Source organism: Vibrio sp. M60_M70 (genome assembly GCF_037162085.1).
Classification (GTDB): domain Bacteria; phylum Pseudomonadota; class Gammaproteobacteria; order Enterobacterales; family Vibrionaceae; genus Vibrio; species Vibrio diabolicus.
The window spans coordinates 2,646,461-2,660,705 of record NZ_JARLUL010000001.1; the positions used below are offsets into that span (position 1 = coordinate 2,646,461).

Genomic DNA, 14,245 nt, shown 5'->3' on the forward strand with positions numbered 1-14,245 from the left:
ATAATCTGACAATTTCCTCCCAATTCTAAATACAGCTCGACTGCTGAATCTACTAAGGAATCATAAGGTGTGCTCTTAAAGCTGATATTCTTAAAGGATAGGTTTTCAGGAATGATTTTTTTCGGACTTGGTTTGAGTAAAAAGGGATTCCAGAAGATTCCTTTTGTCGCTGCACTACATCCAGCTTCACCGTACTAACAACATCACTTCGAACAATTTCGCTCAAGACCAACCCTGAACCAATCGGTGCTAACTGAGCGTCATCTCCAACAAATATAATTCTCGTAGATGGAGGTATCTTCATTATGAGACGGTACAAGCTAAGGATATCGACCATTGAAGTTTCATCGATAATTAAAAGTGTCGGCTTATCTGACTCAAATTCACTTTCATCAAGCATCGCTAACCTATGAATTGTATAAGTTGGCATATGAATCGATTCACTTAGCCTTTTCGTTGCTCGACCTGAAAGAGCTGTAGCAAATATTTTAAATCCAGAGTACCGATAAGCATCAACAATTGCTTTAAGAACTGTTGTTTTACCTGTGCCTGCACCGCCAGTAATGCAAAGCACTTTAGTCTCTAAGCTTCTTACTACTGCTTCCCCTTGCTTATAAGAGAGAGGGAAAGGTATGCCTTCTAAGGCTTTTCGGTGTGATTCATCAAATACGGTCAACCATTCATGTTTCTGAGATAACTTAGCAAGTCGCTTTGCTATGACTTTCTCCATAATGTAAGTACCAGTATTATGAATTCTTTCACTATTGGGATCGTAGTAGACAGCCAAAGAACTATGGGCATTAATAATAGCTTCTTCGGCTAAATCTTCATCGTTTGCAAGACTAGCGATCCGACTAAATAATATCGAAACATCAGCTACAGTATGTCCTTCAGAGCAATAGTCTCTCATCGCAGACTCAACCATTGCATTAAGCCTTCTCAGATCATCCTCTTCAATATCAAAGTACATCTGTGCAATATTGTCTGTTTCTTCAAACGACAGACCAAAATGCTGTAGTAAATAAGGGTTTTCTTTTACTTGCTCGACTGAGTTCGCTTTGTGGTATCTAAAAAGCCTTGCTTGAACTCGTGGTGGTATTTTCTTCTCAGCAAACCATGATGCGTAACGTAGGTTTTCGTATTTTCTATATCCAGCGATCAAAGCCTCAGCCGAATCTACGGTTAAAACCTTTTTTAGTGACGTTATATCTTTCTGAGAGAGGATTTCGAAAACTGTTCCACCAAAGGTATCAAAAAGCAACCTAGCCTTAGCCTCACCAATACCAACGAAATCTTTTTCTTTAGAGATAAAACCAATAAACTCTTCAGCAGTTTCAGGCAAGACAATTTTGATCTTGTACGGTTCAACAAAGCTCACTTCTGTCATTTCATACCCAGAGTTATCTTTGATTCGAACTTCAGGCTTACCTAGCAGTTCATAGATTTGTCCGACTCTCGGCTCCACCTCAAACTTACTTTCCGAGCAATAAATGGCAGCATATGATCTCGCTGATACTTTATTAGAGCGGTGACTACCTCTAACAAAAACACCATAGAACATATACTTATTGTCTCGGAGTGGGAATGCACTAGTAACACGCACATAGAATCTCAGATTTTCTTTCGATGACATCAAAGCACTCCCAATTCAGCAATAACCTCTTCTAACTCTTGATATCGCTCTAACTTTGCCTTAAGGACTAGAATTTCTTGCTGCGCTCGACTCAGTTGAGTTTCTAGTCTTTGAACTTCAGTAAAGCGTTTGTTTCTTTTCGGGGTTGAAGCGATTTCTTGATCTGGTTTTGAAGTGACCACTATAGGCAGTATTCCAATGCCTCTAAGAGAGTTTTCGAACTTTTCCAAATCTTTCACGATAACATCATTTTGGGTTAGAGCTGATTTGCCAATACCTGCGGCTTTAGCTACTTTAGTTCGATTTAACTTGCCACGATATACCATGCTTATTAGCATCGATTTGATTTCACGATTTAATTCCAATTCCTTATTATCCAGTAGCCCCTCATCAACAGAAGAAATCCACGCTCGAAACTTATCAATATTTTCTTCTTTCAATCCGTTAGACATACTACCTCCTAGAAGTATTCTCATTCAAAATGCGATAAACGGTTTGTCGGGATATCCCATACTGCCTGGCGATTTGAGCTTTTGGTATACGCTGTTCATTTAGAGCTATTACAGCTTTTCGTATATTGCTTGGTATTGAGGGACGACCAATTGGGTTGTCTGAACTTGTTGAGCTAACCTTTTGACATTCAGAAAGGAGGTAATTTTCAAATTTGGCAAATGAATCAAATAAACTGAGGCTAACTACTGATGAGTCCGTTTCATTTTCCGATAACGTTATATTTTCAGCAACGAAGACAATAGAAGCACCTTGAGAAAGGATTTGCTGAGAGCGATGATGCAAATCACTTAAGCTTGTAGCTAGCAAACTAAAAGACTCAACATAAACACTATCCCCACGCTCTAAAAAGCAAATACACTCGCTGAGAGCCTCACTGTTAGAGCCAGGCTTGGCTTTTACCTCTTCGATAAAAACTTTATCTAGCTCGATAGGTACTAGTTTTGATTGAATAGAGTGAATTTGCTCCATCCTACTCACTAAACCAATCTTTCTTGACATCACCCCCCCTCACCAATATGTAATATTAAACTTAGTATTTTTGTTACAAAGTGTCAAAAAACCGTTTTGTTACACATTTTATATTTACCGAAAGCACAAAAAAGCGAGGTTCGTTATTACAAACCTCACCCTTGTTTTTACATGTCTTGCTAACGGCTCAAAACACAGCAAATCTTGATGAGTATCATCTTCCTGAATGAAAGTTGCATAACTTCACTATTTAGCATAAAAGTTTGAACTCTACACAACTCAATAGCTTACAATAAGAAACAAATTTCATTTTAATGTAACTTATTAAGGGATTTATATGCCTTTCAGCGAAATGATGAATGACACAGTAGATATTATCAAAGCAAATGGTGAGCCAACAATTAAAGGGATAAAAGCCAGCGTTCAAGAAAAAATGACCTTTATTCATCGCTCTGATATTTTAATTGAATCAGGAGATCTCATTCAAAGAAGAGCTAGTAATGGAAGTATCTCAAACTACAAGGTAATAGATCCTGGTTTTCACGAATCTTTTGGTAGTATCAAGGCTCATTACCAAATCAAGCACCAAAACCTAAGCATTCAAGAAGCAGAAAAAATGATTCAAAGTATCACTTATAATTTTGGGTCAATCTCAGCAGAACAAATGCAAGTTGGTAATGAAAACACCCAAAACACCACGATCAATATTCAACAGCTTGTTGAAAAGGTAGCCTCCAGTGATGATACTGAAGCAAAAAACAAGCTAAAGCAGTTACTTGAAAACAGCACTGTTGCTAGCGTATTAGGAGCTAGTGTTTCTGGCTTATTGAGCATGCTATAAAAAGTAAAATCCGCATCTCTAAGTTAAGGTGAAGAAAGCATTATGGGGTATTTATATCTTACAATTGCGATAATTGCAGAAGTGATTGGAACAAGTGCTCTAAAAGCATCAGAAGGGTTCACCCAAACATTACCTAGCATTGTGGCAATTATTGGTTACGGAGTTGCTTTTTATTTTCTATCACTAGTACTAAAAGCCATTCCTGTTGGAGTTGCTTACGCTATATGGTCAGGGCTTGGGGTCGTTCTCGTTGCAATCGTAGGAACTGTTGTATTCAATCAAAAGTTAGATTTAGCAGCCATCATTGGGATGCTCTTGATTATTGCTGGAGTATTTGTAATGAACATATTTTCAACATCAGTAAAACACTAACCTGAAATGTAGTAACTCATACTCGACCTTGCATATCCGTTGGCTAGTCACGACTAGATCATACAGTGGAAGTGTTGGTATCGTAGCTAACAAATAGACAGAAGCGAGTTACGCGAAATCTGATAAGCCGCCTATCTCAGATTAGCAAAAGTATCTTGAAACCTTAAACGCTTGTTATATTTCGGTGCTTAAGACTCTATTTGAGACATCTGCTTTCTTCAGGCATTATTAACCTATATTAACAACCAATTGTAAAAAGTAGTCATGGCATTTGCTGACATTTCTGTTCCTGATGTCCTAATACTCGTAATCGTGGGCTTAGTTCAAGTATTAAGCATCGGATTCTTGACTAAAGGATATTTACCTAAAAAAGGCGAGCTACGTGCTCTAAGTGAAGAACAGTCTTTTCTAAGAGAGCAGCTTGCTCAAAACACAGAAGTAGTTGAAACAATTCGAGATGAGCTAGCTCAAAAAACTTGGGCTAAGCAGCAGCTATGGGAACCCAAAAAAGAAGCATATGACCAAGTTTGGGCAAATATGCTTGATATGAAAGAGTTTGTATCAGAACGACTTTCGATAGATGAAACTTACTATGAAATCTTTCTCAACTACTGTGGATTTGCTGGTAGCTTTGATGATCATACCCCTGAGGACATTATAAATAGCTTCTATGAAAATGCAGAGATCGAAATAGCGCAGCAAAAAGACTGGTTTAACAAAACGTATAACACTGAGCAATATATAAAAGAACAAGATGCGAAGAAAAGCACATACATCCTAAATATGAAAAAGTGCTTGAAGAATATAGAATTACAGTCGTTATATTTATCACCAGAAGTCAGTAGAGTAGCTGATTTTCTTAAAGAGTTGATTTCAAAGCATTTTAAAGATAATTCATATACTTGGCACATTTATGAACAGGAAGGACTGACCGAATCTGAGTGGTATGAACACATCATTTCAGAGTACAAAAAATTACTAAAATCAATAGATTCTGAAATGGAACATTTACGAATACTGGTTGAAAAAGAGCTATATATTTCCAAGAATTAATGACACCCGACAGGGATGACCAAAGAAATACAAAGCCCTGTTAAGGTGTGAGCAACGCTACCACCAGACCTAAACCATCTCGCTGTAAACACAAAACTCAACCTTGAACTAAAGGGAATCACTCTTAAATGCTTTGTTATACGTTTTTTTGTTCCACAGCCAACCTTCCTTTAGCACCAGCCTCTTTTTGTAAGAAATGCACTAATTTTTGAAAGTCAGGGGTAGATTTTAAGCTTCTACTTATAAACAACACATTACTGTCACTCGATGAATAAATTTCTTTAACACCACTATCAGATAGATTTCCTACCACTAAACTAAACCTCAGGCCAGGTATATGAAACACAACATGTTGATAGCCATCATGACTTTTCACTGTTGGGAATGCCATAACTGGATAGGTAACATCCTGATTGTCTACATAAACAGCTAAAAACAAATCTAAAGAGCTATCTTTAGCAGTACCATTTAGCAAAAATTCTGAGAAGCAGTTCATATAGTTATGTCGAATAATGCCACTAGTTTTCGGCATGCCATAATGACTCCACTCTGTTACCGACATTCGCCAAGCAATACTAACGGCAAAATACATAAAGTGGCTTGCAGTTTTGACATTTGGGGGAGAAACCAAGTCTCCTCATTATAGTTTGCGAATTTTTTAAATTTAGTGATTTTTGTAGCAAGCTTAAAACCGTTACGACGAGCAATAAGTGGGAGTACTGCATCTTCACCAAACTTAGAAAGCTTTGATTCGCAACTAGCACAAAGCAAGTGCTTTTTTGCTTGCTTAGATGTATATGCTGCGCTTTTATCTCGACCCGAGACCCACACCATATTTTGCCCATCACTCGGAAACCCTTGACTTATCACGCGATAGATAGACTTAGGCATGAAATGGCTATCTAATAGCCTGCCTTTTTTCCGACATAAGGAGCAAGTCCCATTCATGATAACTCCTAAAACGTATAACGCCGCGTTAAGTGGTGCGCAACGCAGACCACCACACCGAAACCATTGTTCCGTAAGTACTAAAGCTAAATAAACCGAGAATGCCGAGCGTTGGGAATCCGTCTTAAACGCTTGTTAGCCATCATTTCGCTTTATCTTTGCAACGCTGTCACGCGCATTCGTTAACTTTAATATTTCCAAAGAAAAAACCATGTTAAGGAGAAAGCGCCCTGACCTTAGGGTATTGCATGTGTCCTCTTGAGGTATGTTATGGTGCTTATTAGTAGCTTGTACTGCGTCGATATATAGATTTTTAAGTTCAGGGTTATGTGCAAACATAGCTTCTAGCTGATCCCTAATCGGTCCATCATCGAGACTTAAGGGAGTTGAGCTATGGGCAAATACATTTCTCAGCTTTCGAAATGTATTGAACATTAACTGCTGTTTGCTCGTAATTAGTCCCAACCTATACGAAATTTCTATTTTTGAAGAGAAAGTTCCTAGCGAACCATTATGCTCAAAAATAGGGTCTCTTTTCTTATCGCTATCAACTAGCTTTTCTTTTATTAGGTTTTCTAGTGCTACATCAATCATGGAAGCCGCAATAAGCACTGCACCACGATCGCTTTCACCTTTTAATATATCTACAACTTGACCATAATCTTTCATTAAAACTCCATAATTGACACACTGATAGCTAACGCCGCGTTAAGGGGGACAGGCACGTACTACAAAAGCTACCGCATAGCAACTTAATCACTGAACCCAACGCAAACTGAAAATGTCACGCGTGCCAAATCACTCTTAAACGCTTTGTATGGATAATAAGTACTCCAATCGGGTAAGGTGAGACCCAGACTTTAGCTGCAACTAAAGTTCTTCTATCTGGTAGTTCGATTGAACGATGGCTCCTCAATTGAGAGACCGGTAACAAGTACGAACGCCAGATAGAACTCCAAGCACCACACTCGAATAGTCTTCTGGGTCTCGAGCCCGCATTTGCAAGCAAGAGTTAGCTTATTATGAATACAAACACACTTCAAAACATTAATGTCGGCGTTGATACTGGTAAGTCACAATTAGACATCTACATCCGACCACTCGATATTTACTTCACTGTCCCGAACACCGAAAAAGGCATCAGCGATGCCATAAAAACCATTAAGAAACACAAACCTCAACGTGTCGTCATCGAAGCTACAGGTCGATTAGAAATGCCTTTTATACTCGCCTGTGACAAAGCCAAATTACCTTATGTTATTGCCAACCCACTACGTATTAAAAGGTTTGCTGGTGCCATTGGTCAACGAGCTAAGAACGACCGTTTAGATGCCGCTCTCATCGCACATTATGCCGAACGTGTTCAGCCAGAACTGACCAAACTAAAAAGCGAAAACATACGCCTTATGAGTGACTTAGTCACAAGGCGTAACCAGCTACTCACCATGCAAACCATGGAAAGAAACCGACTACAAATATTACCTAAGAATATCTCGTCTACGATTACCCCTATCCTTACCGCCCTGAAAAATCAGATTGAAAAAGTAGAAGCAAAGATAGCGAAACTGATTGAGAGTTGTCCTGAGTATCAAGCCAAAAATACTATTCTCCAAAGCATGCCTGGTGTTGGTAAAGTCCTTGCTGCCTCCCTAATTAGTAATGTACCCGAGCTGGGCTTTATCACTAACAAACAAGCTTCTTCTCTCATTGGTGTCGCACCAATAACAAGAGAAAGTGGCCGCTTTAAAGGTAAGCGGCTGATACAAGGAGGGCGGTCTCAAGTTAGGACCGTTATGTATATGGCGATGATGTCGGCTATCCAATGCAACCCTGTTTTCAAAGCAACTTATGAACGACTACTTACGGCAGGAAAACCGAAAAAAGTTGCCATTGTTGCCTGCATGAGAAAGATGGTTGTTATCTTAAATTCAATGCTAAGAGATGGTGTTATGTGGGATACAGATAGCCTCAAAAATTAACTATTGACGCCATAGTCTCTTGTTATGCTTGTACTCAAGTTAGCTAATGAACTTATAAAACCTTTCAAGAATGTAAGCTCTCAACTCTTGCTCACGATCTGGAAAAGCTCCTCGGGCAAGGTAAAACTTGTTTGTATTGGAGAGCTGATCATACACCGCTTCATCAATATCAAGAGCATTTCCTATACGACCAAACAAAGCCGACATAGCACAGTCCATAGATGTTTTTGAGAAAGAATCATTCGGTGTCAGAAATTTTTCTAATGCGCCTAAGTCATCGGATTCATGTAGGTAATTCCCAGCCAATGATAAATCTACTTTTTTCATATCATGTCCTTTTTATTGAAAATCAATGAAAACCAGCCACTTTTTCTTCGCAAAAAGCATAACGCCATGTGAAGGTGTGAGCAACGCAATACCGATGCCGCCACATACCACCTTAAACACTAAAATCAACGCATAGTAAAAATGCCACGCGTTGCGAATCACTATTAAACAGTTTGTTAGTTGCGTTCTAAATTTTGTAATCAGAAACTTCTAAGTTCCAAGTCCCTTCCTTACGGCGTACCAATTGAACATTTACACCACTTGATTTCCAAGCTTTTCGGATATTATGGTAATCATCTTCGTTCATACCCAAACGGGTAACATTGCTGTAGGTAGAGCAACCTAAATATGCTTCAACTATTGATTCTTTGGGAATTGATAAGCAATACAATGGACGCCCCAGAATTATTACTTGGTTCCATTTTCCTGCTTCATTTTCAAACTCACAAGCTGAGTAACGAGATCTCTGAGAGCCATTAATATTTTTTACAACTCTCACCTCCTCTTCGTATCCCCATGTTAGATCTTTCAAGAGAAATGCGTTTTTAAACAGATCGTAATTATGATGTCTGAAACACTTATATTCTGTACCTATAGACATTAGTGACTCGGCGCTTGAAGTCGGGAGTATATTTTGTGGCATGGTTGATGTGTAAACTATCTCACCATATTGGGCAGGAATTACACATGAGTTTTCATCCAGCAAGTTAGCCTTTTTCATATCAATGCCAATGACGACACCTCTGTGGTCATCACCATAATGTGACCACATAAGAGGATTTAGCGGGTTGCGCGTAAGAGACAACACCCCATAATTATGACTTAGGCGATTGCGGTGCGGATTTTTCTGTAGCTTACTACTCAATGTATCTGATTCTTTAAAACAGATAGCTGTACCTTCAAATGGATCATTAAGGTCTTCTAAACAAGAAAAGCCTATTGAGCTATTCTTCATTACCTTCGAAGCAGCCTGAAATGACATATATTTATAAAGAATCATGATTAACCTATTTCCTCGAAGCAACTAACGCCTTGTTAAGGTGAAGCACGCAATACCGAAGCCTATGCATACCACCTTAAACACTGAAACCAACGCATAGTAAAAATGCCACGCGTGCCGAATCACTCTTGAACAATTTTTTAGCTGTCTTGATCCGCAAAGATTTTCAGTAGATGCCTATTCGCTTCCGTACCAATCCCATGCTCAACGGCTGCACGCATTAAAACTCGATATAGTCTTTCAGTGTAGGGCAACATTTTGTCGTACCAATCGACCATTAGATACATTTTGTGGGCATTGATATAATCTGTGATTTGAGACTTTATGTTTTCTGGCACATTTATCATCAGAGAGTCATATGCAACTACAACCTCCTCAATGTTCATATAGATCGCTTGAACTCTAAGGTATGACTGATATGTAAAGTCATTTCTAATATTTGATAACTCAAACTTAAGAGCGTTTGGGTCACTAGAGTTGATGATAAAATAGTCCATTGCATCAGCAAGGTCTAACATCGTTTTTCCATTGTATAACGTACCATTTTCTTTACTAAAAGTTTCCAACTCTTTAATAACAAGATTTCGTCTTTGGCAAACATATTCAGAAATGTTTTCAAGCTTAACTTCAAGGAACTCTAGTGTTTGAAAAACTTGGCTTGATTCTAAGGATTGTGCTTGGCTCTCACTTGCGGCTCGCATATCTTTAATTTCGTTGTACTGAAGGTTCAAATCTCGATTTTGGAGTAACACTGTTACGATAAGCCACAAAAAAGCAAGCACGCCTGATAAACCTGCGACAGAGTCTCCTATTTCGTTGATGTCCTTCGATAAAAGGTCTTTCGAACTTGCTAACGCTAGAAAGCCTAAAATTAAAAATATGGAGAAGTAGCTTGGATACAATATTAACGGTTTGGTCTCTCGATTTAACCTTATAAACTTTAAGTACTGCCATTTAACCGTTCTTTTAGGGTTTCTTTGTATTCTATTTATAACTTTCAAATTAACTCCATACATTTAAGATTGCTAACGTCCAGTTAAGGGGGAAGCACGCAATGACCAAGCCTCAGCATGGCACTTCAACACCAAAATCAAACGCATACCAAAAATGCCACGCGTGCTGAATCCCTCTTGAACTGTTTGTTATATTTACGATTTCTCATAAGCTAAATTTAGATCTTCGAAGAATATTCTGCGGTTTTCCAATATATCTTCGCGCCATAGCTTAACTTCTTCTAAAGGCTTTCCATGGTCGCCAATGTATACCTCTGCGTAAAAGCTAGATACCGCTTCCCCAAAGGCTCGAAGTGATCGCTGACTTTCAGATAACCCTAGCAACAACAATTTTGATTCAGCACCGTTTAGATTTTTGTAGGAGCGATAAAGGCTAGCTCTAGCTTCACTTAATTCCTTTAGGAACTCATCGCCCAGTTTAGAGCCACTATTTTTTCTGCGTGTAAAATCAACGATCCTCGCCCAATACACCATTGCATCATGAGAAAAAACTTCTACTTGTTCTGCAACCGACTCTAAACTTTCCATTTTACGAGTTCTTCGCTGCTTTTCATCGTCATTTCTGTGTTGGAGTTGTGTGACCTTCCACGTTGTGACACCACTAATTAACGCACCTAGCCCTATTTTTACAGTTGTATCTAAAATCTCTAAGTATGTAATTGCCACTGAAACTCCTTGTAAATATAATCCCGAATTAAGGTGTGAACAACGCGACCACGAAACTTGGCCATACCACCGTAAACATTGAACTCAACGATAGAATGAAAAATACAAAGCGTTGAGAATCACTCTTAAATGCTTTGTTAAGTGGCTTTTTTCACGTTAGCTAATACTTCTGGTTTTTTAAGCTCTTTTGTCAAAAATGTAACCCATTGCTTTGTATATAAATAACCATCAAAACCCTCAATAAATGAAGCATACTCACCTTTAAAAGCTGGTGCATTGTCTCTAGGACGAGCCTCAAAGAATTTCCAGCACTTCGTATGTAGTGACATATTAAAAAATGGAATTTTTTCACGAACAAGAGCCATAACTTTTGAGGGTTTCAGTTTGTAAGGGTTTTCAATGCCCTTGATGAAAGCGACCCCTTGTTCGTAATTTTGTAACTCTTCTTCGGATAGCTTGTTTACATTAATAAACTCAACAGCGATATCAGAGGATTTGGCGTGATTACCTAGCTTTGGAACCAACATGGCACGAATACGATACTGCTGACTTTCAACAATATTGTCTTCTAAATCTGCACGATACGTTTCCATGTAATGACGAACAACTTTGTAGTTTTCTTTTTGAAGTTGCTTCATTGCATCAATTTGAGCCTGTTCCGATACACGGCTTAGTTGCATGGCAATAGCTAGGTTTGTACTAAGAGCATGAGAATCACCAAACTCTTCTGCAAGTAAATTTTCAAAGTTGATCAAGGCTGCTTGACACTCACCAGCAACAGCAAGGTCTATTGCAGGAAGGCTTCTATGCTCAATTTTGTTTCTAAGTCCGATTAAGAACTGTAAATTGAATTTTTCAGGACGTTCTTCACCGTTCCAATATTTATTGCAGCACTCCATTAATTCCCATGCTTTCTCTTCTCCATCAATGATGACTAGTTTTCCATCTTTATGATGGAAATAATTAACGCCTTTCTTTTCAAAGATCGCATGGAATAATGCTGTATATGCAATAACAATATTTACGATATAACCGTAGGTTTTAAATTCTGTATAAGGATTGTTATATGTAGAAACAGCTAGTAAGGCAAATTCTCTGGCTTTATGAAGCAACATGCCTTTTGCTGATTGATCAGCAACTTGCTGTAATTTTTGACTATGAACTGCTCTAAACTCTTCTTTACTTAGAAACTTGATACCAGTAGTTAAATAGTGTGAGCCGTCCTTTTGTACATATTGGTGCCAACGTTTAGATGGATATGTCCCACATGTCTGTTTTTTCCAACCCGTAACCTTAGCCAGTTCATCGATTGTAAATGACTCACCCTCAGTTTCTTTTGCGGAAAGAAATGCATAAGCCAAATCAACTTTATCATACCTACTCAATTTTATTCCTCCTGACTTACTTGAGCCACTTAACGCTCTGTTAAGGGGGAGCAACGCATTACCGAAGCGACCGCATACCAACTTAAACACTAAAGTCAACGCATAGCAAAAATGCCACGCGTTGCGAATCCATCTTGAACAGTTTGTTATAACGATTTATCCGCAACACTTTTTATTCTTTTTCCCAGAACCACAATAACATCGATCATTTTTACCAGTGTGTTTTTTGGCTAGGTTTAAAATGGCTGGATAAAGCAAAGATGCCCGCATGTGAAACTGCTGTAAGTCAGAGGCAGCTACAATACCTTTACTATGCAACCTCAATTGATCCTGTTCAACTTCAATACCAATGTAGTTTGTTAAAGATTGGTCGTCGATCAAAGCTACAAATCTAGTTGGAAGAAAGTTGTCATTAATCATATTTTCCACTGAATTATCTGGTGCAAACTTTAATAAGCCTGACCGATATTCATTTGGCGTAACGCAGATTAATGAGTTGTCAGGTAACTTAACAACAGCATGAGCGGTCATTTTAATTGCTATATTGCCCAAGCAAGAAAAAATCCATCCCAGTTGTACGCAACCGCCATGCTTTTCGATATAAGAATTAACGTTGTTTAAACAATTTTTTGGCAAAGCATCTACATCGGGACTCACTGGAATCTTTACTAAGTCTTTCACCCTTAGCTTCTTTAGCAAATCACTACTTAAATCTGGCAAATCAAAATACTGCAAACTAATACTCCTAGCTCAACAATCGCTATAACGCCTTGTTCAGGTGTGAGGCACGCAATGCCAATGCTTCCGCATAACACCCTAACCACTAAAACCAACGCATAGTAAAAATGCCACGCGTGCCGAATCACTCTTGAACAATTTGTATGGATAATAAGTACTCCAATCGGGTAAGGTGAGACCCAGACTTTAGCTGCAACTAAAGTTCTTCTATCTGGTAGTTCGATTGAACGATGGCTCCTCAATTGAGAGACCGGTAACAAGTACGAACGCCAGATAGAACTCCAAGCACCACACTCGAATAGTCTTCTGGGTCTCGAGCCCGCATTTGCAAGCAAGAGTTAGCTTATTATGAATACAAACACACTTCAAAACATTAATGTCGGCGTTGATACTGGTAAGTCACAATTAGACATCTACATCCGACCACTCGATATTTACTTCACTGTCCCGAACACCGAAAAAGGCATCAGCGATGCCATAAAAACCATTAAGAAACACAAACCTCAACGTGTCGTCATCGAAGCTACAGGTCGATTAGAAATGCCTTTTATACTCGCCTGTGACAAAGCCAAATTACCTTATGTTATTGCCAACCCACTACGTATTAAAAGGTTTGCTGGTGCCATTGGTCAACGAGCTAAGAACGACCGTTTAGATGCCGCTCTCATCGCACATTATGCCGAACGTGTTCAGCCAGAACTGACCAAACTAAAAAGCGAAAACATACGCCTTATGAGTGACTTAGTCACAAGGCGTAACCAGCTACTCACCATGCAAACCATGGAAAGAAACCGACTACAAATATTACCTAAGAATATCTCGTCTACGATTACCCCTATCCTTACCGCCCTGAAAAATCAGATTGAAAAAGTAGAAGCAAAGATAGCGAAACTGATTGAGAGTTGTCCTGAGTATCAAGCCAAAAATACTATTCTCCAAAGCATGCCTGGTGTTGGTAAAGTCCTTGCTGCCTCCCTAATTAGTAATGTACCCGAGCTGGGCTTTATCACTAACAAACAAGCTTCTTCTCTCATTGGTGTCGCACCAATAACAAGAGAAAGTGGCCGCTTTAAAGGTAAGCGGCTGATACAAGGAGGGCGGTCTCAAGTTAGGACCGTTATGTATATGGCGATGATGTCGGCTATCCAATGCAACCCTGTTTTCAAAGCAACTTATGAACGACTACTTACGGCAGGAAAACCGAAAAAAGTTGCCATTGTTGCCTGCATGAGAAAGATGGTTGTTATCTTAAATTCAATGCTAAGAGATGGTGTTATGTGGGATACAGATAGCCTCAAAAATTAACTAT

The 14,245-nt window shown here is 38.9% G+C and carries 17 protein-coding genes; 5 read left to right on the forward strand and 12 right to left on the reverse strand.

Annotated elements, in window-relative coordinates; translation table 11 throughout:
- Positions 1–52 precede the first annotated feature (52 nt).
- The 3 genes from P4S59_RS12280 to P4S59_RS12290 are packed head-to-tail and all read right to left on the reverse strand — an operon-like array spanning position 53 to position 2,644.
- Positions 53–1,633 carry an AAA family ATPase gene (locus tag P4S59_RS12280; RefSeq protein WP_337168468.1) on the reverse strand — a complete coding sequence of 527 codons (1,581 nt, stop codon included), beginning with the start codon at positions 1,631–1,633 and terminating at the stop codon, positions 53–55.
- Positions 1,633–2,085 carry a VPA1267 family protein gene (locus P4S59_RS12285; RefSeq protein WP_337168469.1) on the reverse strand — a complete coding sequence of 151 codons (453 nt, stop codon included), beginning with the start codon at positions 2,083–2,085 and terminating at the stop codon, positions 1,633–1,635. The genes P4S59_RS12280 and P4S59_RS12285 overlap by 1 nt, the downstream gene beginning before the upstream one ends.
- Position 2,086: 1 nt before the next feature.
- Positions 2,087–2,644, reverse strand: coding sequence for a recombinase family protein (locus P4S59_RS12290; protein ID WP_065274799.1), 558 nt, complete (start codon positions 2,642–2,644; stop codon positions 2,087–2,089).
- 307 nt (positions 2,645–2,951) lie between these two features.
- On the opposite strand from P4S59_RS12290, the gene P4S59_RS12295 reads away from it, so the two are divergent.
- The 3 genes from P4S59_RS12295 to P4S59_RS12305 all read left to right on the forward strand — a co-directional run bounded on the left by P4S59_RS12295 (position 2,952) and on the right by P4S59_RS12305 (position 4,880).
- Positions 2,952–3,455 carry a hypothetical protein gene (locus P4S59_RS12295; RefSeq protein ID WP_256964278.1) on the forward strand — a complete coding sequence of 168 codons (504 nt, stop codon included), beginning with the start codon at positions 2,952–2,954 and terminating at the stop codon, positions 3,453–3,455.
- A gap of 39 nt (positions 3,456–3,494) precedes the next feature.
- Positions 3,495–3,827 carry a DMT family transporter gene (locus tag P4S59_RS12300; protein ID WP_213889688.1) on the forward strand — a complete coding sequence of 111 codons (333 nt, stop codon included), beginning with the start codon at positions 3,495–3,497 and terminating at the stop codon, positions 3,825–3,827.
- 264 nt (positions 3,828–4,091) lie between these two features.
- Positions 4,092–4,880, forward strand: coding sequence for a hypothetical protein (locus P4S59_RS12305; RefSeq protein WP_337168470.1), 789 nt, complete (start codon positions 4,092–4,094; stop codon positions 4,878–4,880).
- A 136-nt stretch (positions 4,881–5,016) separates the two neighbouring features.
- Here P4S59_RS12305 and P4S59_RS12310 read toward each other — a convergent pair whose 3' ends face one another.
- From P4S59_RS12310 to P4S59_RS12320, 3 genes are all read right to left on the reverse strand, one after another.
- On the reverse strand, positions 5,017–5,412 hold the full coding sequence (locus P4S59_RS12310) for a hypothetical protein (RefSeq protein ID WP_337168471.1): 396 nt from the start codon (positions 5,410–5,412) through the stop codon (positions 5,017–5,019).
- 20 nt (positions 5,413–5,432) lie between these two features.
- Positions 5,433–5,828, reverse strand: coding sequence for a hypothetical protein (locus P4S59_RS12315; RefSeq protein ID WP_337168472.1), 396 nt, complete (start codon positions 5,826–5,828; stop codon positions 5,433–5,435).
- A gap of 135 nt (positions 5,829–5,963) precedes the next feature.
- Positions 5,964–6,497: a DUF4145 domain-containing protein gene (locus P4S59_RS12320; protein ID WP_065274804.1), complete on the reverse strand. Its 534-nt coding sequence runs from the start codon at positions 6,495–6,497 to the stop codon at positions 5,964–5,966.
- 353 nt (positions 6,498–6,850) lie between these two features.
- Here P4S59_RS12320 and P4S59_RS12325 point away from each other — a divergent pair, with 353 nt between their 5' ends.
- Positions 6,851–7,807: an IS110 family transposase gene (locus P4S59_RS12325; RefSeq protein ID WP_033906599.1), complete on the forward strand. Its 957-nt coding sequence runs from the start codon at positions 6,851–6,853 to the stop codon at positions 7,805–7,807.
- 39 nt (positions 7,808–7,846) lie between these two features.
- On the opposite strand, the gene P4S59_RS12330 is transcribed toward P4S59_RS12325, so the two are convergent.
- The 6 genes from P4S59_RS12330 to P4S59_RS12360 form a co-directional block, all read right to left on the reverse strand.
- On the reverse strand, positions 7,847–8,134 hold the full coding sequence (locus P4S59_RS12330; protein ID WP_140371615.1) for a hypothetical protein: 288 nt from the start codon (positions 8,132–8,134) through the stop codon (positions 7,847–7,849).
- 187 nt (positions 8,135–8,321) lie between these two features.
- Complete coding sequence (locus tag P4S59_RS12335) at positions 8,322–9,134, reverse strand: DUF2971 domain-containing protein (RefSeq protein ID WP_256964275.1); 813 nt, start codon at positions 9,132–9,134, stop codon at positions 8,322–8,324.
- Between the two features lie 140 nt (positions 9,135–9,274).
- Positions 9,275–10,135, reverse strand: a complete 861-nt coding sequence (locus tag P4S59_RS12345) for a hypothetical protein (RefSeq protein ID WP_337168473.1) — start codon at positions 10,133–10,135, stop codon at positions 9,275–9,277.
- Between the two features lie 147 nt (positions 10,136–10,282).
- Positions 10,283–10,813: a hypothetical protein gene (locus tag P4S59_RS12350; RefSeq protein WP_337168474.1), complete on the reverse strand. Its 531-nt coding sequence runs from the start codon at positions 10,811–10,813 to the stop codon at positions 10,283–10,285.
- A 137-nt stretch (positions 10,814–10,950) separates the two neighbouring features.
- Positions 10,951–12,198, reverse strand: a complete 1,248-nt coding sequence (locus tag P4S59_RS12355) for a DUF3644 domain-containing protein (protein WP_337168475.1) — start codon at positions 12,196–12,198, stop codon at positions 10,951–10,953.
- A 156-nt stretch (positions 12,199–12,354) separates the two neighbouring features.
- The gene (locus tag P4S59_RS12360; protein WP_337168476.1) at positions 12,355–12,933 is read right to left on the reverse strand and encodes a YecA family protein; all 579 of its coding nucleotides are present in this window, start codon (positions 12,931–12,933) and stop codon (positions 12,355–12,357) included.
- A 351-nt stretch (positions 12,934–13,284) separates the two neighbouring features.
- Here P4S59_RS12360 and P4S59_RS12365 point away from each other — a divergent pair, with 351 nt between their 5' ends.
- Positions 13,285–14,241 (forward strand): IS110 family transposase, encoded by a 957-nt coding sequence (locus P4S59_RS12365; protein ID WP_033906599.1) that lies wholly within the window; start codon positions 13,285–13,287, stop codon positions 14,239–14,241.
- Positions 14,242–14,245 lie beyond the last annotated feature (4 nt).